Raw genomic sequence first — 18,572 nt, forward strand, 5'->3', positions numbered from 1 at the left:
TTGTATGGGTGGCTGTTGTCTAGGCACTCAGCTGCCGGGTGGGCCGGCGAGCAACTGGAACATCCAGACCATGAAGCCATAGCCTCCGACGATCATCACCGCAAGTACGGGGGCCATCACCACAGACAGGAAAAGGAAGCTGCGCAGCTCTTCTCCTTTGGTGAAAGACTTTATCGGTTCAATCGGACTTTTCACAGAGTACTCCGGTGAAAGGCAGACAGTCGGCGACGCAGGGCTCGGTATGAGGAACTGAATTGAATGATAGATACCGACCGATGTCAACAATTTGTAGGTGCTGTTGCGCTCTGCTAAATCGAACGTCATCGTACGGTCATGCAATCAACAAACGGCTGGCCAAGCCGTAGGCCTCACTCCCAAAGCGAATGGCGCGGCAAAAAACGGACACGCTGGTGGTGTTGCCAGCATCTGACACATGCAGCTGGATGTGCCGTTGCGTGCTTGCACCAGCGGTTCGGCCAAGTATCTGCCCAGGCCGCTGCCATCCTGTTTGATCAGGATCAGATGTTTGTCAAAAAGGCGCTCGTGCAGGGCTGGAGGCACAGCACCAGAAGTGGATAGTTGGCTGCACCAAGGGCAGGTGCGCCAACCGTTCTGTGGCGATTTGCCCCCAGCTTAGTGGGCAGCCGCCACATGCACTCCTGGCCGCTGCCCCGCATTCCACTGGCCGCCAATCGCCCGCTCAATCTGCGCCGCCAATTGCAGCAGCAGGCCATCGTTGGCTTGCCGTGCCTGCGCCTGAATGCCTAGTGGCAAGCCGTTTTCCTGCGCGGCCAGGGGCAGCGAGATACCGGGCATGCCGCAGAGGTTGGCCAGCGGCGTGTAGGCGAAGTTTTGCCAGAGGTTGTTGAACCAGTCGTAGACCGAGGGGTTGCTGCTGGTGGTGAGGTACTCGGCCGTGCCAACCTTGGGTGTGGGCTTGGCGGTGATGGGGGTGAGGATGATGTCCCAGTCCTCAAAGAACTGGCCGAAAGCGCGTGAGGTGGTGTTGAACACGGCTTGCATCTTGGCGCGCTCGGTGTACGAGGTGTGCAGGCCGGCTTCCCAGATCTTGATGTTGATGGGCTCGAGCAATTCAGCCGGTGGACGGGTGTGCCCCAGGCGGGCGATCTGGTTGGCGATGACCTGCGCAAAGTTGCTGATGTAGCAGGTGGTTTGGGCGGCAAAGGCGCCCTGGAAATCGAGCTGGGGCAGCGCCCATTCGACGTGGTGGCCCAGGCCTTCGAGGAAACGGCCTACGCGTTCCAGCTCGGCCACAAAATGCGGCGTGGCCTTGAAGTCGCCCCACTCGTGGGACAGCGCGATGCGCAGCTTGCCGGGGTCGCGCTTGATCAATTCGCTGTACGGCTCGGCGGGCGACCAGAAAGGCATGAACTCGCCGGGCGCGCCGCCACGGCATTGGTCGACAAAGGCCGCCGTGTCGCGCACCGTGCGGCTGTGGCAGCCCTGGATGGACACCAGGCCAGACAGGTCGGACAAACCGGGCGCCAGGGAAAACACGCCGCGCGAAACCTTGAGTCCTATGTTGCCGTTCACGCCCGCAGGAATGCGGATGGAGCCGCCGCCATCGGTGGCGTGCGACAGTGGCAATACACCGGCCGCCACGATGGCCGCCGTGCCGGCCGATGAACCACAGGTGGTGTAGGCCAGGTCCCAGGGGTTGCGTGTGAGGTGCAGGCTGTTTTCTGCCGAACTGCAGACGCCGAACTCGGGCGTGGTGGTGCGGCCCATGATGTTCAGGCCGGCCTGGCGGATCTGGCTGGTGAGGAAGCTGTCTTCGGCCGGTCGGTGGCCTTGCATCAGCAGCGAGCCAAACTCCTGCAGGCGGCCCTTGAGTGTGGGCCCCAGGTCTTTCATCAGATAGGGCACACCGGCAAAAAAGCCGTCGGTGTTGGTGCCGTTTTGTACCGGGTCGACCACGGCGTCGTCGAACACTTCGACCACGGCGTCGAGGCTGGGGTTGACCATGGTGATGGCGGCTTTGGCTTGTGTGGCCAGTTCTGCAGGCGTGACGTCGCCCTGGCGCACACGTTCCGCCAAGGCCACACCATCGTGGCTCGCCCATTCTTCCCAGTTCATCACCAGCGTCATTTCAAGCTTTCGTTTCGGTTAATAGAGGTGTAAAGGAGTAAATGCAAAACGGCCGACTTCTCAAGAGAAATCGGCCGTCTAGGCAACTAGAAGTAGCGTGAGCAGCTACTGAAAAGTGAGTGCCTGAACATCAGAGCAGTTGGCCCAGGTCGGGGCCAACGATGGGGAACGCACTCTCGTAGGCACGGGCCGCGCGCAGCACCAGCGCATCGCCAAACATCGGGCCGACGATTTGCAGGCCTATGGGCAGGCCGTCGCTGGTCAGGCCGCAGGGCATGCTGCAGGCGGGTTGCTGCGTCAGGTTGAAGGGGTAGCTGAAGGGCGTCCAGCCGAGCATGGCTTCGGGCGTCATGGCGCTGTGGCCGGCGGGCTTGGCGTCGAACGCCGGCACAGCAACGGCGGGTGTGATCAGCAGGTCGTAGCCTTGCATGAACTGGCGCATGTGGCTGCCTAACGCGCCACGGCGTTGGTGCAGGGCTTGCACGTCCTGCGCGGTGAGCTTGTTGCCCAGCGCAGCTTCGGCGCGGAAGTCGGGGTCGGTCACGGCCTGTTGGGCGGGCGTGAGGCCGTTCCACACGGTGGCCGCGCCCAGGAACCACAGGCCGGTGGTGATGTCCAGCGGGTCTGCAAAACCGGGGTCGACCTCTTCAACCACCGCGCCCATGTCTTGCAGCGCCACGGCGGCGGCCAGCACGGCGGCGGCCACTTCGGGGTGCACGTTCTTGGCGTAGCCCAAGGTGGGCGAGTAGGCGATGCGCAGGCCGAGCACGCCGTCGTTCAGTCCGACCATGTAGTCGCGTGGGTCGTAGGGCAGCGAAGTCCAGTCGCGCGCGTCGGGTTGCTTGAGCACGTTCATCACCAGCGCGGCGTCGATCACGCTGCGGGTGTGCGGGCCGAGGTGGGCCACGGTGCCGAAGGGCGACAGCGGATAGGCGGGGATGCGGCCAAAGCTGGGCTTCAAGCCAAAGTTGCCGCAGAAGGCCGCGGGGATGCGCACCGAGCCTGCACCATCGGTGCCCAGCGCGATCGCACCCATGCCGGCGCTCACGGCGGCGGATGCGCCACCGGACGAGCCGCCCGGCGTTTTGCTGGGGTTCCAAGGGTTGCGGGTGATGCCGCTGCGTGGCGAATTGGTTTCGCCTTTGCAGCCAAATTCAGGCGTGGTGGTTTTGCCAATGATCACGGCACCGGCGGCGCGCAGGCGGGCGGTGGCGGGCGCATCCACGTCCCACGGCTGGTTGGCATCCACCGTGTGGCTGCCGCGCAGCGTGGGCATGCCTTTGGTGAGGATGATGTCCTTGATGGAGACCGGCACACCGTCCAGCGGGCCTATCGGCGTGCCTTGTTTCCAGCGGGCCTCGCTGTCGCGTGCGGCCTGGGCCGCACCTTCGGGGTCCATGTGGCAGAACGCGTTGAGCTTGCCGTCCACGCGGTCCATGCGGCCAAACACGGCGCTGGCCGCTTCCAGCGGCGAAGCCTGGCCGGTGCGGTAGAGCTGGACCAGTTCGTGGGCGGTGCAATCGGCGAGTTCGTAGCGGCTGCTGCTATGAGAGGACATGGTGTCTCCAGGTTAAACGTGGCCTATTCTTAGACGAAAAGGCCTCGGACAATGGCTGGTAGTGAAGGGTTTGTGGCGGGCTGTTCAGGGCTTGGTACGCACGCCGGGATCCAGGTGCCTCCACGGCAGATCTGCCGGGTCGGCGGCCATGGGGCCAGCGGCTTTGGCGACGATGATTTGCGCCGCAATCGGCGTGAAGTCGGCGCGGAAGTGGTTCGAGCTTTTCACGGCGATGAGTTTCATGGCCTCGGGCTGTATGCCCACCATGCGCAGCAGTTCGCGGTCTAGCAATTGCTTCTTGCCGCTGGTCACGGCGATCAGCACACCGTCTATCTCCAGGCAGGCCGTGGGGCCCAGGTGCACGGTCAGGCCGGTCATCATCGGCCCCTTGAGCGTGACGGTGCCATCGCTCAGTGCGCGCACGCTGAAGCGGCCTTGCACCGGCGCATCACTCAAGCTGCCGGTGAAGGTGGGCACGGCGGTGCCGAGCGCAATTTCTATGCTGTTGCCCACGCCGGCCGCATGCGCGGCAGCGGCGGCGTGGCTGTCGAACATCAGCCCAAAAGCCACCTGGCCGGGAAAGCGTTTGCCCGCGCCGTGCTGCAGCAGCGCATGCAGCAGGCCGGTGGTGTTGCTGTCGCCACCGGCGCCAGGGTTGTCCTGCGTGTCGGCCAATACAACGGGGCGGCTGGCGCTGTCGGCCACGGCCAAGGCCCGGGCCACGGCGGGGCCGGCGTCCAGGTAGTCGGGACGCCATTGCGCGGGGGCGCTCACCAGGTCGTAGAGCGCACGCACGGCGACTTCAGCTTGGGCACCGTAGCCCCACACCATGGGCGCACATTCGTTGAAGTCGGCGGCGGGAAAACCCATGCAAAAACTCAGCACCGTGCCATAACGTTGGTCGAATTCGCGCAGCGCTTCGTAGAGACCTTTGGCTGGCTCCATCCAGGTGCTTTGCGCGTTCAGCGGAATCAGGAACGGCAGGCGCATGGCCTGTTGCGGCTCGCGCCGGCCGGCCTTCAGGCGGCGCGCCAGCAGCTCGGCGGCCAGCACGCCGGTGTCGGCCATGTCCACGTGTGGGTAGCTGCGGTAGGCCACCAACGCATCGGCCTCGCGCAGCATGCGGCGCGTGACGTTGGCATGCAAATCCAGGCTGGCAACAATCGGCACATCGGCCCCGACCACGGCGCGGATGCGGGCGATCAATTCACCTTCGCTGTCGAGTGCGTTCTCGGCCACACCGGCGCCGTGCAGATCAAGGTAGACGGCGTCAAAACCACCGGCGCGCACATCGCTGAGGATGCTGGCGCAGATGCGTTCGAACGCGTCCTCGGTCACAAAAGACGACGGGATGGCGCCGCACCAGCTGCTGGGCAGCAACTGCCAGCCGTGGGTGCGCGCCGCGTCTATGAAGCCGCCAATCGGCAGGTTCACCCCTGTGAGCTGGGCCAGCATGGCCGCGCCATGCACAAACGCCGGGAACGAGTCGCCCCGGTTGAAGGCGGCCCAGTCGGCGCGTGTGGGGGCGAAGGTATTGGTTTCGTGTTGGTAACCGGCGACGAGGACTTTGATCATGATGAACGAGCCGTGTATTGGGTTTCGGTCTTATGCGATGAACACCGTGGAACTGGCTTTGCCAGGCCACAGGTGTTGCCCCCTGCAAGGGGGAAGGCGTTGCGACACGCAGTGCGCGAAAACTGGGGGTGTTTCACAGATTTGGGGGAGCTGCGGCGAACAAGCTTTGGGTGTAGGCGTGTTGCGGGTTGGCGTACAACTCGGCGGTTCGGCCTTGCTCGACGATTTCACCCTGGTGCATCACGATCACGTAGTCGCACAGTTGGGCGGCCACGCGCAGGTCGTGGGTGATGAACAGCAGGCCCAGGCCCAACTCGTCGCGGATGTCGCGCAGCAGTGTGAGGATTTGCGCTTGCACACTCACATCGAGTGCGCTCACGGCTTCATCGGCCACCAGCACACGCGGCTTGCAGGCCAAGGCCCGGGCGATGGCGATGCGCTGGCGCTGGCCGCCGGAGAACTGGCGCGGGTAACGCTCCAGGCCTTCGCGCGGCAGGCGCACCTTGTCCATGAAATCGGCCGCCATGCGTTCTGCATCGGCGCGGCTGGCACCAAAATTCATCGCGCCTTCGATGATGGAGTCGCCCACTTTGCGGCGTGGGTTGAGCGAGCGGTTCGGGTCCTGGAACACCACCTGCACCTGCGAGCGCAGCGGACGCAAATGGCCTTCGCTGAAGTTGGCCACATCGGTGTCGCCCCACCACACCTCACCGCCACTGGGGTCTATCATGCGGATCAGGCAGCGTGCCAGGGTGGACTTGCCCGAGCCGGATTCACCCACCACACCCACGGTTTCGCCCGCGCGCACGGCCAGTGCGGCACCACGCAGCGCCTGGGTTTCGCGGCTGCGGCCCAGCCAGTCGCGGCTGGTGTAGGTCTTGACCACGTTATTGCCACGCAGCAGCGGTGCGCCCGTGGGCTCGGCACGTGCGGGTGGCGGCGTCATGCTGGGCACGGCGTCTAGCAGCATGCGGGTGTAGGCCTCAGCGGGGCGGTGCAGCACTTGGTCGGCCGGGCCGCATTCGACCACCTGGCCCTGGTTCATCACCAGCACCTGGTCGGCGATCTCGGCCACCACACCCATGTCGTGGGTGATGAACAACACGCCGCTTTGCAGACCGTCGGCCGAGCCACTGGCCTGCAGTTCGGCAATCAGTTTGAGGATTTCTTTTTGCGTGGTGACGTCTAGCGCGGTGGTCGGCTCGTCGCAGATCAACAGCGCCGGTCGCAGTATCACCGCCATGGCGATGACGATGCGCTGGCGCTGGCCGCCCGAGAGCTGGTGCGGGTAGCTGCGCACCATGCGTGCCGGGTCGGGCAGCTTCACACGCGCCAGGATGTCGAGGATTTCTTTCTGCCGCCGCGCGCCGTTCCAGTCGGTGTGTTCGCGCAGCAGTTCGTCGATTTGTTCGCCGCAGGTCATCACCGGATTCAGCGCGGTCATGGGTTCCTGGAACACCATGCCCATGGTTTTGCCACGCAGTTGGCGCAGGCGCGCGGGCGAGGCGTCGAGCAGCGATTCGCCTTGTAGTACCACGCGGCCTTGCGAGGGCTTGAGTTCCTTCGGCAGCAGGCCCATCACCGTGGTGGCCATCACCGATTTACCCGAGCCGGATTCACCCACCACACACACGGTTTCGCCGGGGGCGATGCGCAGGCTTACGCTGCGCACGGCGTGGCTGCGGTCGCCGCCTGCGGGCAGGGCGACGTGCAGGTCTTCGATCAACAGTACCGGCGGGCGGGCTGGGGTCTGGCTGGAGACCTGGCCGTTGGAGGCCATGAGCACTTCGCGGGCCGGGGCGACGGTGGCGATTTCGGCTTCGGCTTCCAGTTCGGTGGTATCAAGGGTGTTGATCAGGGCAGCGGGCGCGATGGCGGTGCTGAATGCAGTCTCTTCTGCCCGCACTGCTTCAACCGCGGCCTGTGTGGCAGCGGCGGCGTCTTCGCGGCGCTGCATGGCGCGCACCAGGCTGGAGGTTTTTTCGTCGTCGGTCATGCTGCGGCCTTCTTGGCAAATTTGGGGTCAAGCACGTCGCGCAGGCCGTCACCCAGCAGGTTGATGGCGAGCACGGTGGGCACCAAGAACAGGGCGGGGAACAACACGTTGCCGGGGTACTGGCTGAACTGCACCCGCCCTTCGGCCATGATGTTGCCCCAGGTCGGCACGTCGGCCGGCAGGCCCAGGCCGAGGAAGCTCAGAATGGCTTCGGTCAGCACCGCAGAGGCGGCGATGAAGGTGCCCTGGACTATCAGCGGCGCGAGTGCGTTGGGCAAGATGTGGCGCCACAAGATCACCGGTGTGGGTGTAGCCAGCGCACGTGCGGCCTCGACAAAGGGTTCTTCACGCAGGCTCAGCACCAGCGCACGCACCAGCCGCGTCACGCGCGGAATTTCAGGAATGGCAATCGCCACCACCACCGTCCACAGCTGTGCACCCAGGGCCGACACCAAGGCGATGGCCAGCAGAATTGCCGGGATGGCCATCAGGCCGTCCATCACGCGCATCAGCAGCGCATCGACGAGGCGGAAGTAACCCGCGAGCATGCCCAGTACGGCGCCAATTGCCACCGCCACCACGCCGGTGCACACGGCCACCATGAGGGAGGTGCGTGTGCCGTAGAGCACACGGCTGTAGATGTCGCGGCCGAAGTTGTCGCTGCCCATCCAGAACTTGTGGGCCACGCTGCTGCCGTCGAGCAAGGCAAAGTTGCCGCTGGTGCCGGCGGCGATGTTGACGTTGGCGTAGTCCATGGCGGCCGGGTCTACCGTGCCGAGATACGGGGCAATGCCGGCGATGAGCAGCAGCAGGGCCAGCACCACGGTGCCGAACTTGAAGGCGCTGTTGGCCCAGAGTTTTTTGAGTTGGCGCATGTGTGCAATAACCTCAATACCGAATCCGCGGGTCTAAGAAAAGGTAGCTCACGTCCACCAGCAAGTTCACCAGCACATACAACACGCTGAACACCAGCACCACACCCTGGATCACCGGGAAGTCGCGGTTCAGCACCGCATCCACCGTGAGCGAGCCCAGGCCGGGAATGGAGAAAACGGTCTCGGTGACGACCACACCGCCGATCAGCAGGGCAACACCGATGCCAATGACGGTGGCAATCGGCACGGCTGCGTTGGCCAGCGCGTGGTGCAGCAGCACGGCACGCTCTTTGAGGCCCTTGGCGCGCGCGGTGCGGATGTAGTCTTCGGTCAACGCCTCGGAAACGCTGGCGCGTGTGACGCGTGCAATCAGCGCCACGTAGATGGTGGCCAGCGACACCCATGGCAACACCAGTTGGTAGGCCCAGGCGCCGAGGTTCAGACCGTCGGGCCCCATGATGCGTTTGTAGCCTTGCACCGGCAGCCATTGCAGCTTGATGGAGAAGATGTAGATCAGCACGTAGCCGATCACAAACACCGGTATCGAGAAGCCCGCCACCGAGAAGCCCGAGAGCAGGCGGTCGAGCCAGCCGCCCATGCGCCAGGCGGCCAGGGTGCCCAGCGGCACCGCCACCAGCACGGCGATACACATGGTGCCTGCGGCCAGCGACAGCGTGGGTTCTATACGTTGGGCGATCAGCGAGGTGACCGATTTGTTCATGAAGAACGAGTAGCCCAGGTCGCCCTGCAGCACGCCGCTGAACCAGATCCAGAACTGCATCAGCAGCGGTTTGGTCAGGCCGAGCTGTTCGCGGATGCGGTCTATGTCTTCGTTGGTGGCGCTGTTGCCGGCGATCACCGCCGCAGGGTCGCCAGGGGTGAGGCGCAAGATGAGGAACACGATCACCGCCACCACCAGCAAAACCGGAATGACGGCTAAAAGCCTCTGAAGCAGGAAACGGAGCATGGTGGCGAGATCACTTACTTCTTAAAGAAAATAGGCCGCTTGAACAGATGAATGATGTGGCGGCAGCTATGGAAGTCATAGCATGGCAAAAGCAGAAGGCACGCCCGTGCACCGGGGTGGGGTGCAGCGGGCGAGAGTCCAAGCCGGTGGCTTAGTTCTTTTTCACGTTCCAGTAGACCTGCGCGCCGCCAGGCACGATGCCCGAGACGTTGTTGCGCACGGCGGCTGGGTTGTTGTATTGGCCCAGCGGCACGTGGGTCACGGTTTCAAAGGCACGCAGTTGGATGTCTTCTGCGATCTTTTTCTTTTCAGCATCGGTGCCGGCCTGGGCGAACTTGCCCTTCATCTCTTCTATGGTCTTGTCGTCTTGCCAGCCAAACCAGCCGTTGTCGCCCTTGGTGTTGAGCATGGACATGGTCAGCGGGTTCAAGATGTCGCCAGCGGTCCAGGCGGTCATGAAGGCGTTCCAGCCGCCCTTGTCGGGTGCGTCCTTCTTGGCGCGGCGGGCCACCAGGGTGGACCAGTCCATCTGCTGCATGTCGACCTTGAAGCCGGCGGCTTCAAGCTGCTGCTTGGCCACCAGGGGCAGCTTGGCGATGGAGGCCAGGTCTGTCGGGCGCATCAGCACCACGGGTGTGCCGTTGTAGCCGGCTTCCTTCAGCATCTGCGCGGCCTTCTGCGGATTCGCCGTGCCGGTGAAGATGCCGGTTTTTTCGCTGGCGAAAGGTGTGCCGCAAGGGAACATGCTCTTGCAGAACTTGTACATGCCAGGTGCGCCCACCTGGGTGCGCAGGAAGGCCTCCTGGCCCATGGCCACCATGGCGGCTTCGCGGATCTTCACGTTGTTGAAGGGCGCGTGTAAGTGGTTGAAGCGGAAGATGTATTGCAGGCCGTCCGGCTGTGCATCAACCAGCTTCACATTCGGCGTGGCCTTGAGCGTGGCGTATTGTTCAAACGTCGGTTGTTCAATGATGTCGACTTCACCCGCCACCAGTGCATTGAACTGGGTTTGCGGGTCGCGGATGATGACCCACTCGACGCGGTCTAGGTAGACGTTCTTGCCGCCGGTGGTGCCGTCTGGCGCTTCAGCGCGCGGTTTGTATTTCTCGTTCTTCACATACACCAGGCGCTCGCCCGGCTTGTATTCGGCGGTGACGAACTTGTAGGGGCCGGAGCCGATGTTCTCTTTGACCTGCTCGCTGCCAGGTGTGGCGGCAATACGTGCGGGCATGATGAAAGGCACGTTGGAAGAGGGTTTGCCCAGTGCTTCCAGCATCACACCGAAAGGTTTGTTGAGCTTGATGACAAAGGTCTTGGCATCGGTGGCGGTGTAGCTTTCCACGCTGGCGGCGAGCACGCCGCCAAAGGCATCGCGGCTGGCCCAGCGCTTGAGCGAGGCGATCACGTCTTCGCTGGTGACGGGTTTGCCGTCATGGAACTCCAGGCCGTCGCGCAGCGTGAAGGTCCAGCTCAGGTTGTCTTTGGAGACGCTCCACTTGTCAACCATCTGCGGCTTGACCTTGCCGGCCAAATCGGTGCCGAACAAGGTGTCGTAAATCATGTAGCCGTGGTTGCGCGTGACGAAGGCCGTGGTCCAGATCGGGTCCAGGATGGTGATGTTCGCGTGCGGCACGACCCGCAGCGTTTTATTGTCCTGGGCCTGACTCGCAAATGGTGCGAACAAGGCGGTTGCCAAAGTTGCGGCCATTGCGGCCTGGGCGATAAGGGAACGACGCTTCATCACTAAACTCCTCGGAAAAATTTCGAATGAGATAACCGTGAACCAACGGGACCAACCATTGCGCAATATAAAGGTAAACATGTCTATACCAAATGCCCCAATGCTGTGTTTACCCGCACATGCTGTATCAGCTGCGCTTCACTCAAAGCAGTTTTCATGCCGCGAACTCATGCAAGCCACTCTGGCGCGCATCGATGAGGTCAATCCGGCGGTCAATGCCATCGTCAGCCTGCGTGACGCGCAGCAACTGCTCGCAGAGGCAGATACACACGATGCCATGCTTGCGCGCGGGGCCTCCAAAGGCTGGCTGCATGGCATTCCGCAGGCCATCAAAGACCTATCGCCCACCGAGGGTTTACGCACCACCTTGGGGTCTCCGCTGATGCGCGATTTTGTGCCCAAGGCCGATGGCCTGATGGTGCAGCGCATGAAGGCGGCGGGCGCCATCGTCATCGGCAAAACCAATGTGCCCGAGTTTGGTTTGGGCTCACACTCCTTCAACGAAGTGTTTGGCGTGACGCGTAATGCGTATGACCTCACGCGCTCCGCAGGTGGCAGCAGCGGCGGTGCGGCCGTGGCGCTGGCCACGCATATGCTTTGTGTGGCCGACGGCAGCGACTTCATGGGCAGCCTGCGCAACCCTGCGGCTTGGAACAACGTGTTTGGCATGCGCCCCAGCCAGGGGCGTGTGCCGATGTGGCCCACCAGCGACGTGTGGGTCAACCAGCTCAGCACCGAGGGGCCGATGGCGCGCAGCGTGCGCGATCTGGCGTTGCTGCTCGACACCCAGGCGGGGCACGATCCGCGCCTGCCGCTTTCGCTCAACGATGGTGCACGTTTCAACGGTGAACTGGGCGGCTTTGACCCACGCGGCCAACGCATAGGCTGGCTCGGTGATTTGAATGGCTACCTGCCCATGGCACCGGGCATTCTGCAGGTCTGTGAAGAGGCGCTGGCGCGGCTCGCCGGTCAAGGATGTGGGGTGGACGCGATTGCGCTGGGCACTGCGCCCGAGCCCGTGTGGCAGGCCTGGCTGGTGTGGCGCCGCGCGTTGGTGGCCTCACGCATAGAACCGTTTTTGCTGCAGCCCAAGAACCGCGCGTTGATCAAGCCCGAAGCCTTGTGGGAATACGACCAGGCGCAGCAGTTGAGCGGCCACGAGTTCACGCGGGCTTCGGTGCAGCGCAGCCATTTCCATCAGCACATGCTGAGCCTGTTTGAGCACCACGATGTGCTGGCCTTGCCCACCGCGCAGGTCTGGCCGTTTGACGCGGCCGAGCGTTGGCCGCAGCATATTGGCAGCAAGGCCATGGACACCTATCACCGCTGGATGGAAGTGGTGATCTACGCCACGTTTGCGGGCTTGCCGAGCATCAGTGTGCCGGCCGGTTTCAGTGCCGACGGCTTGCCTATGGGGCTGCAGCTGATTGGCCGGCCGGGCGGTGATTGGGCGCTGCTGCAGTTGGCGCACGCCTATGAGCAGGCGGCGCAGCAGGTGCTTCGCAGAGCCCCGGCCTAGACGTCATGGGCTGGGGTCACAGCGCGCCTATCCAGCACGCGCGCTGTATGGCCGCCATCTTGTTGTCGGCGCGCAGTTTGCCCATGGCATTGGCCAGGTGAAAGTTCACCGTGCGCTCCGAGCAGCCGAGCTTTTGGGCGCTGGCCTGGGCCGTCATGCCTTCGAAGGCCAGCGACAGACACTGCACTTCGCGCGCAGTCAATGGGCTGTGCTGGCGCGTGATGGCCGCGCGCATGCTGGGCCAAATACTCAGCGCCGACCAACTCAGCAAGGCGGCTTCCTGGCGGTCATGCAATTCGTGGGGGCTGAACATATAGACTTCGAAAGCGCGTTGCCCCGGCAGTGGAAAAGCCACGCGCACCATGCTTTGAAAGCCGCGCCGCAACCACTGCGTGCGCCAGTTTTCGCTGCCCTGCGGATCTGACTTGCCAAGATGTTGCCACGCAACAAGTGAGGCATTCGATTGCCGCCAGGTCGCCCCAAAGTCATCACTTCGTGCCAGACTGTGTGCAGCATCCAAGATCGCCGCCGGGGCGGCTGCCAGGACGCGGCGATCATCAGCGCCGCCGAGGGGATTGGGGCCCAGCACCACAATGGCTGTGACCGCGTATCCTTCTATGGCCTCTAGCCAATCTTCGAGTAGGGTCGAGAGTTCAGCGCTGTCAGTTCTAGCAGGAGAAGACATGCGAAAACGCTCCTGTTGAACTGACAATGTGAACGTAATTTCTTCGAAACTTTGTATGCAATGAGTATCTCCCTGTTTCAGTGTCCTGGCTCCATCGTTGTCTTGGATGACGATCCGGACTATCTGTCCATGCTCTCCCTCGTGATACCGAAAGACTGGCACGTTCGTTTCTATGTAAACCCAAACGCCTGTTTGCATCAACTACAGCAAGAGCCGCCGTTGTGGGAAGCCGACGCCTGGGCCCAACAAGAGTTGGTGGACCGTTGGCGCCAATCTGGCACGCCGTTGATTCCACAGATTCTCGACTATTGGACCAAGCATTCGCGCAGACGTTATGGCTTGACGCAAGTTTGTGTTGTTGATTATTCAATGCCGGGAATGAATGGGCTTGAAATGCTGAGTGAACTGGTCGACTGGCCAGGCATGCGGGTGTTGCTCACGGGCCAGGCTGACGAACAGATTGCCGTGCAGGCGTTCAACCGCGGCCTGATCGAGCAGTTCATTCCCAAGCAGGCGACGGACGTTTCCAAACGTGTGGTCGATGCGCTGGTGCGCTTGCAGCGCCTGGCCTCCGGCCAGTATGCGCAGGTCTGGCGCAGTACCCTCACACCGATGCAAAACGCCTTGTTGCGCATGCCTTCCATCGCCCGCGCGTTGAGCCAATTGGTGCACGCGCATTGGGTCGAATACGTGGTGATTGGCGCGCCGTTTGGCATTCTGGGGCGGGACGAAAATGGGCGCGTTGCGTGGTTGCAGTTGGAGCCTTCGACGGGGCTGGATGAACTGGCGGACCTGGCAGAGTCAACAGGTGCGTCAGCGAAACAACTGTCTGATATTCGCCAAGGCAGTGCCTTGATGGACCTGGAGTTGGGCCAATCCCTGGGGCGCACCCGTGGCCCTAGCATCGCGCGGGCGTTTCCTGTGGGCAATGACAGCACCTTGCTGGGCGCGTTTTTCTCGGTCGACCAGGATGCGCCGTTTGAGGCTGGCGGTTACAAACAGTGGCTGCAGAAGCAGCCTGCGCGCTTGGTGACCAAGTAATCTTTAGTTTTGCCGCCAAGGCAAACCTTGGCGACGCCAGCCGCCAAGATTGCCGCGATGGGCGTCGGCGTCGGCATTGCCCTCAAATCCTTCGAGGATGTTGTAGGCCTCGAATCCCAGTTCGGTAGCACGTTTGGCTGCGGCAATGGAGCGCACGCCGCTGCGGCACAGCAACACGGCGCGGCGTCCTCCGGCCGCATCGGACAAAGCGGCCCGAATCGCGGCATCAAAATCCGGATTCAAGGCCATGCCCGGCCATTGCTTCCAGGCCACGGCCACTGCACCGGGCACGAATCCCACCCACTCTCTTTCGGCATCGGTACGCACATCGATCAGCACGGCCTCCCCGGCTTGCCACCATTGGCAGGCGAGCGCTGGCGTGACGTCGCCGGCATAACCATCGGCTGGGGTGGGCGAGGCGGGTGGGGTGGTGCTCATGGTGGACTCCAGATGTTGCGATCAAAGGCATGGAGTTTAAAAGCCTGCGACAACCGTGGGCGGAATGCGCTACAAAGGACTTGTTGTGGCCATAGGCTCAGGCCCGCGAACACCTTACAAGGAGTTTTCATGTCCCATTCTTCTTCAGATGCCGATGTCGCCTGGGCCGCCTGGCAGCCCGGTTCAACCGAGTCTGGCAAGCCGTGCCCGCTGGCCAAGTTCGACCCCAGCGCCAAACCGTTCTCAACCGGCACCAAGTCTCAAGACAAGTTGGTGGTGGAAGCACTTGCCACCGAGTTGGACGCCTTGCAAGAAGTTTTCTTTGCCGACAAACGTTTCAAGCTGCTGATTCTGTTGCAAGGCACCGACGCTGCCGGCAAAGACGGCACCGTGCGCGGCGTGTTTGGGCACATGAGTCCCTTGGGTGTGCACACCGTGGGCTGGAAGGCGCCCACCGAAGCCGAGCGCGCGCACGATTTTCTGTGGCGCATTCACCAACAAATGCCGGGTGCCGGTGAAATCATGGTGTTCAACCGCAGCCACTATGAGGATGTATTGGTGCCAGTGGTGAACGGCTGGATCAGCCCCGAGCAAACACAGCAGCGTTACCGGCAGATCAATGATTTCGAGCGCATGCTTTGTGAGACCGGCACCATCGTGCTGAAGTTTCTGCTGCACATCAGCGCCGAAGAACAACGCGAGCGCCTGCAGGAACGCATAGACGACCCCACCAAACATTGGAAGTTCAGCGTGGATGACCTGGTCGTGCGCAAGCAGTGGAAGGAGTATCAGCAGGCTTACGAGGCCTTGCTGGGCGCGACCAGTACCGACTGGGCGCCCTGGACGGTGGTGCCGGCCAACTCCAAGACACACCGCAATCTGATGATCGCCACGGTGCTGCGCGACAGCCTGCTGAAACTGAAGCTGCGCTACCCTCCGGCCAAGCCCGAGCTGACCGCTGTAAAGGTAGTATGAAATGCTGAAAACACCGTCCTGAGCGGCTCTGGCATTGGGGTTTGAGCCGAGGCGGAAAAAACATGGGGGTGGCACGATAACTTCTGCACCGTAGCAGAAGGAGACAAAACAGTGGCCACGCTGACCCCCGAAGACATTGCCCAATACCAAACGCAAGGTTATGTGATCCCGCAGTTCACACTGCCCAAAGAACGCATCGACCGCATGCGCAACACCCTTGACCAACTGATTCGCGACAACCCCGGCGTACGCCCCGAAAAGCTGGTCAGTGCCCACGTCGTGGGGCGGGCCGGTGGGCGCAATGACGAAGGGGTGAAGGGCAGCAAAGACTTCCTGGACCTGGCGATGGAGCCCGAGATTCTGGACATGGTGGAGCAGATCATCGGCCCCGACATTGTCCTGTGGGGCTGTCACGTGTTTTGCAAACCGGCCGGTGACGGCCAGGAAACACCCTGGCACCAAGACGGCCACTACTGGCCGATCCGCCCGCTGGCCACCTGCACCGTGTGGGTGGCGCTAGACCCCTCGACCACCGAGAACGGATGTTTGCGCGTGATTCCCGGCTCACATGCGGCGCAGGTCACCCATGGGCATTTGAAAGAAGACCGCGAGGACCTGGTGCTGTCGCAGCGCACCGATGACAAAGCCTTCAACGAAGCCGAGGCCGTGGACCTGCAGCTGCAGCCCGGCCAGATGTCTATGCACGACGTCTACATGATCCACGGCGCCAAGGTGAACACTTCGACCCAGCGGCGCGCGGGTGTGGCCCTGCGCTATATGCCCGGCAGTTCGGTGTTTGAGCGCAACCTGAACCCGGCCGATGGGCAGTCGGGTGTGCCGGTGTCGTTCGCCACGCGGCCGCTGTGGCTGCTGCGTGGGCAGGACCGCACCGGACGCAACGACTTCAAGGTCGGCTTTGAGTAACTGACACGGCCGAGCTTGCGCTCAGCACGGCTGCGTCACTTTCGTCTTTCAACGCCACGCCGCTGAGGCTGCGGCGCGTGGCTTCGCGCAGCAGCCAGGCGAGTTTGAAGGCCGCTGCCGCATAAGACAAACCTTGGGGTCGCACGTTGGAAATGCAGTTGCGTTCGGCATCGGTTCTGCCTCGCTGCGGGCCATAGGTCAGATAAAGGCCCAGGCTGTCGGGGGCGCTCAGGCCGGGGCGTTCGCCAATCAGCACCACCAGCACCTTGGCGCGAAAGATCTCACCCACTTCGTCGCCCAGCGCCACACGCGCTTGTGTGGCAATGGTCAGCGGTGTGTAGCGTGTGTCTGCGGGCAGGTGCTGGCGTAAAGCCGCCAGCAAGGGCACTGCGTGGCGTGCCACGGCCAGCGCCGACAGGCCATCACCCAGCACTACACACACCTCGCCCGCAGCCTGGCTTTCCCGTAGGCGCTGTGCATCTGCGGGGTGCACCTGGCGACCCAGGTCCGGGCGGCGCAGGAAGGTGGCGCGGTCTTCGGCGCGGCTGCGGACCTGCTCCACCCGCCAGCCCTGGGCCTGCAGTTGTGTGCTGAGGTCGGCAGTGTCCAGTGGCGTGTGGATGGCGTCGCGCGCCATGGCGTGCGCCCAGCCGAAGCGCAGGGTTTCGTCGGTGGGCAAACCGGCGCCGGCGCGGCCCAAGGCCAGGCGTGCCGGGGTGGCCGCGCGCCAGTCCTGCCAGGGATTGGGGGTGACGGCCGGGTTCATGGGGCCAAGGCCTTCAGTTGCTGCATGCCTTGGCGTAGCAGCGCACCGCTGTCCTGGTGCAGTTGGCCCTGCGGGTTGGTGATGGCCATGCGCTGCAGCCAGGCCTCGAACTCGGGCGCGCGCTGCAGGCCCAGGGTCTGGCGCAGGAACAGCGCGTCATGGAACGAGGTGCTTTGGTAGCCCAGCATCACGTCGTCGGCGCCGGGCACGCCCATCATGAAGTTCAGCCCGGCGCTGGCCAGCAGCACCAGCAGGGTGTCCATGTCGTCCTGGTCGGCCTCGGCGTGGTTGGTGTAGCAGACATCACAACCCAGCGGCAGGCCCAGCAGCTTGCCGCAGAAATGGTCTTCCAGTCCGGCGCGGATGATTTGTTTGCCGTCGAACAAATACTCGGGCCCTATGAAGCCGACCACGGTGTTGATCAGCAGCGGTTTGTAGCGCCGTGCCAGGGCATAGGCGCGGGCCTCGCAGGTTTGCTGGTCCACGCCGAAGTTGGCGTTGGCCGACAAGGCGCTGCCTTGGCCGGTCTCGAAGTACATGACGTTCTGGCCCACGCTGCCGCGCCCCAGCGACAGGGCAGCGGCGTAGGCTTCATCCAGAATTTCGGGCGTGACGCCAAACGACAGGTTGGCCTTTTCGGTGCCCGCAATCGACTGGAACACCAGGTCCACCGGCGTGCCGCGTTCCATCAACTGCAGTGTGTTGGTCACATGCGTGAGCACACAGGTCTGCGTGGGGATTTCAAAGCGCTGCACTACCTCGTCTAGCATGCGCAGCAGGCGGTCGAGCACGGGCAGGCTATCGGAGGCCGGGTTGACGCCAATCACCGCATCGCCCGCGCCATACAGCAGGCCGTCCAGCGTCGACGCCGCAATGCCGCGCAAGTCGTCCGTCGGGTGGTTGGGCTGCAGGCGCACGGCCAAGTGTCCGGGCAGGCCAATGGTGTTGCGAAAGCGGGTGACGACCACGCACTTGCGCGCCACGGCAATCAAGTCCTGGTTGCGCATGAGTTTGGACACGGCCGCGACCATCTCTGGTGTCAGGCCCGGGGCCAGCGCGTGCAGTGCCTCGGTGCTGGCCAGGTCCGAGAGCAACCAGTTGCGAAAGTCGCCCACCGTGAGATGGGCCACGGGCGCGAAGGCCTGGGCATCGTGGCTGTCTATGATCAAGCGGGTGATGTTGTCACTCTCGTAGGGGATCAGCGCTTCAACCAGAAACTGGCGCAGCGGGGTTTCCGCCAGGACGTAGCGTGCGGCCATGCGCTGCTGCGCTGTGGCCGCACCAATGCCCGCCAGATAGTCGCCCGAGCGCGCCGGACTGGCTGCCGCCATGACGTGGCGCAGATCGTCAAATACGAAGGTCAGGCCGTGAAGCGTGGTGCGGTAGAGCATGGTGGGCGGCGA

Annotated in this window: 17 protein-coding genes; 4 read left to right on the top strand and 13 right to left on the bottom strand. The window is 63.2% G+C overall.

Features of this window, described 5'->3' with window-relative positions:
- Nucleotides 1–27: 27 nt before the first annotated feature.
- The 9 genes from napE to ACFQ95_RS19950 form a co-directional block, all read right to left on the bottom strand.
- Entirely contained in the window at nt 28–183 is a 156-nt protein-coding gene (gene napE / locus ACFQ95_RS19910) for a periplasmic nitrate reductase, NapE protein (protein WP_422833850.1), read from the bottom strand.
- A 185-nt stretch (nt 184–368) separates the two neighbouring features.
- Nucleotides 369–503: a zinc finger domain-containing protein gene (locus ACFQ95_RS19915; RefSeq protein WP_422833757.1), complete on the bottom strand. Its 135-nt coding sequence runs from the start codon at nt 501–503 to the stop codon at nt 369–371.
- Between the two features lie 130 nt (nt 504–633).
- Nucleotides 634–2,109: an amidase gene (locus ACFQ95_RS19920; protein ID WP_422833759.1), complete on the bottom strand. Its 1,476-nt coding sequence runs from the start codon at nt 2,107–2,109 to the stop codon at nt 634–636.
- 130 nt (nt 2,110–2,239) lie between these two features.
- The gene (locus tag ACFQ95_RS19925; RefSeq protein WP_422833761.1) at nt 2,240–3,667 is read right to left on the bottom strand and encodes an amidase; all 1,428 of its coding nucleotides are present in this window, start codon (nt 3,665–3,667) and stop codon (nt 2,240–2,242) included.
- An 84-nt stretch (nt 3,668–3,751) separates the two neighbouring features.
- On the bottom strand, nt 3,752–5,242 hold the full coding sequence (locus tag ACFQ95_RS19930; protein WP_422833763.1) for a M81 family metallopeptidase: 1,491 nt from the start codon (nt 5,240–5,242) through the stop codon (nt 3,752–3,754).
- Nucleotides 5,243–5,375: 133 nt separating this feature from the next.
- Entirely contained in the window at nt 5,376–7,022 is a 1,647-nt protein-coding gene (locus tag ACFQ95_RS19935; protein ID WP_422833851.1) for an ABC transporter ATP-binding protein, read from the bottom strand.
- 212 nt (nt 7,023–7,234) lie between these two features.
- Entirely contained in the window at nt 7,235–8,113 is an 879-nt protein-coding gene (locus ACFQ95_RS19940) for an ABC transporter permease (RefSeq protein WP_422833765.1), read from the bottom strand.
- Between the two features lie 13 nt (nt 8,114–8,126).
- Nucleotides 8,127–9,080 carry an ABC transporter permease gene (locus ACFQ95_RS19945; protein ID WP_422833766.1) on the bottom strand — a complete coding sequence of 318 codons (954 nt, stop codon included), beginning with the start codon at nt 9,078–9,080 and terminating at the stop codon, nt 8,127–8,129.
- A 151-nt stretch (nt 9,081–9,231) separates the two neighbouring features.
- Entirely contained in the window at nt 9,232–10,821 is a 1,590-nt protein-coding gene (locus ACFQ95_RS19950; protein ID WP_422833768.1) for an ABC transporter substrate-binding protein, read from the bottom strand.
- A 79-nt stretch (nt 10,822–10,900) separates the two neighbouring features.
- Here ACFQ95_RS19950 and ACFQ95_RS19955 point away from each other — a divergent pair, with 79 nt between their 5' ends.
- Entirely contained in the window at nt 10,901–12,340 is a 1,440-nt protein-coding gene (locus ACFQ95_RS19955) for an amidase (RefSeq protein ID WP_422833769.1), read from the top strand.
- Between the two features lie 16 nt (nt 12,341–12,356).
- Here the strand turns inward: ACFQ95_RS19955 and ACFQ95_RS19960 are convergent, their stop codons facing one another.
- Nucleotides 12,357–13,223 carry a LuxR C-terminal-related transcriptional regulator gene (locus ACFQ95_RS19960; protein ID WP_422833771.1) on the bottom strand — a complete coding sequence of 289 codons (867 nt, stop codon included), beginning with the start codon at nt 13,221–13,223 and terminating at the stop codon, nt 12,357–12,359.
- On the opposite strand from ACFQ95_RS19960, the gene ACFQ95_RS19965 reads away from it, so the two are divergent.
- On the top strand, nt 13,218–14,066 hold the full coding sequence (locus ACFQ95_RS19965; protein WP_422833773.1) for a response regulator: 849 nt from the start codon (nt 13,218–13,220) through the stop codon (nt 14,064–14,066). The two genes, ACFQ95_RS19960 and ACFQ95_RS19965, sit on opposite strands and share 6 nt — an antisense overlap.
- Before the next feature lie 3 nt (nt 14,067–14,069).
- Here the strand turns inward: ACFQ95_RS19965 and ACFQ95_RS19970 are convergent, their stop codons facing one another.
- Nucleotides 14,070–14,504, bottom strand: coding sequence for a rhodanese-like domain-containing protein (locus ACFQ95_RS19970; protein WP_422833775.1), 435 nt, complete (start codon nt 14,502–14,504; stop codon nt 14,070–14,072).
- Nucleotides 14,505–14,633: 129 nt separating this feature from the next.
- Here ACFQ95_RS19970 and ACFQ95_RS19975 point away from each other — a divergent pair, with 129 nt between their 5' ends.
- Nucleotides 14,634–15,479, top strand: a complete 846-nt coding sequence (locus ACFQ95_RS19975; RefSeq protein ID WP_422833776.1) for a PPK2 family polyphosphate kinase — start codon at nt 14,634–14,636, stop codon at nt 15,477–15,479.
- A 111-nt stretch (nt 15,480–15,590) separates the two neighbouring features.
- Nucleotides 15,591–16,403, top strand: coding sequence for a phytanoyl-CoA dioxygenase family protein (locus ACFQ95_RS19980; protein ID WP_422833778.1), 813 nt, complete (start codon nt 15,591–15,593; stop codon nt 16,401–16,403).
- Here ACFQ95_RS19980 and eutC read toward each other — a convergent pair.
- The gene (eutC, locus tag ACFQ95_RS19985; RefSeq protein WP_422833780.1) at nt 16,384–17,169 is read right to left on the bottom strand and encodes an ethanolamine ammonia-lyase subunit EutC; all 786 of its coding nucleotides are present in this window, start codon (nt 17,167–17,169) and stop codon (nt 16,384–16,386) included. The two genes, ACFQ95_RS19980 and eutC, sit on opposite strands and share 20 nt — an antisense overlap.
- Nucleotides 17,166–18,560 carry an ethanolamine ammonia-lyase subunit EutB gene (locus ACFQ95_RS19990; RefSeq protein ID WP_422833781.1) on the bottom strand — a complete coding sequence of 465 codons (1,395 nt, stop codon included), beginning with the start codon at nt 18,558–18,560 and terminating at the stop codon, nt 17,166–17,168. The genes eutC and ACFQ95_RS19990 overlap by 4 nt, the downstream gene beginning before the upstream one ends.
- Nucleotides 18,561–18,572: the final 12 nt, after the last annotated feature.

Source organism: Variovorax sp. HJSM1_2, assembly GCF_049316285.1.
Lineage (GTDB): Bacteria > Pseudomonadota > Gammaproteobacteria > Burkholderiales > Burkholderiaceae_C > Rhodoferax_B.

What these genes read in the sequence shown, in the direction of transcription:
- ACFQ95_RS19940 (WP_422833765.1), bottom strand. Translation starts at nt 8,113, where the DNA reads ATGCGCCAACTCAAAAAACTCTGGGCCAACAGCGCCTTCAAGTTCGGC.
- ACFQ95_RS19935 (WP_422833851.1), bottom strand. Translation starts at nt 7,022, where the DNA reads ATGGCCTCCAACGGCCAGGTCTCCAGCCAGACCCCAGCCCGCCCGCCG.
- ACFQ95_RS19945 (WP_422833766.1), bottom strand. Translation starts at nt 9,080, where the DNA reads ATGCTCCGTTTCCTGCTTCAGAGGCTTTTAGCCGTCATTCCGGTTTTG.
- eutC (WP_422833780.1), bottom strand. Translation starts at nt 17,169, where the DNA reads ATGAACCCGGCCGTCACCCCCAATCCCTGGCAGGACTGGCGCGCGGCC.
- ACFQ95_RS19920 (WP_422833759.1), bottom strand. Translation starts at nt 2,109, where the DNA reads ATGACGCTGGTGATGAACTGGGAAGAATGGGCGAGCCACGATGGTGTG.
- ACFQ95_RS19925 (WP_422833761.1), bottom strand. Translation starts at nt 3,667, where the DNA reads ATGTCCTCTCATAGCAGCAGCCGCTACGAACTCGCCGATTGCACCGCC.
- ACFQ95_RS19915 (WP_422833757.1), bottom strand. Translation starts at nt 503, where the DNA reads ATGGCAGCGGCCTGGGCAGATACTTGGCCGAACCGCTGGTGCAAGCAC.
- ACFQ95_RS19930 (WP_422833763.1), bottom strand. Translation starts at nt 5,242, where the DNA reads ATGATCAAAGTCCTCGTCGCCGGTTACCAACACGAAACCAATACCTTC.
- ACFQ95_RS19970 (WP_422833775.1), bottom strand. Translation starts at nt 14,504, where the DNA reads ATGAGCACCACCCCACCCGCCTCGCCCACCCCAGCCGATGGTTATGCC.
- ACFQ95_RS19955 (WP_422833769.1), top strand. Translation starts at nt 10,901, where the DNA reads ATGTCTATACCAAATGCCCCAATGCTGTGTTTACCCGCACATGCTGTA.
- ACFQ95_RS19975 (WP_422833776.1), top strand. Translation starts at nt 14,634, where the DNA reads ATGTCCCATTCTTCTTCAGATGCCGATGTCGCCTGGGCCGCCTGGCAG.
- ACFQ95_RS19950 (WP_422833768.1), bottom strand. Translation starts at nt 10,821, where the DNA reads ATGAAGCGTCGTTCCCTTATCGCCCAGGCCGCAATGGCCGCAACTTTG.
- ACFQ95_RS19960 (WP_422833771.1), bottom strand. Translation starts at nt 13,223, where the DNA reads ATGCAAACAGGCGTTTGGGTTTACATAGAAACGAACGTGCCAGTCTTT.
- ACFQ95_RS19990 (WP_422833781.1), bottom strand. Translation starts at nt 18,560, where the DNA reads ATGCTCTACCGCACCACGCTTCACGGCCTGACCTTCGTATTTGACGAT.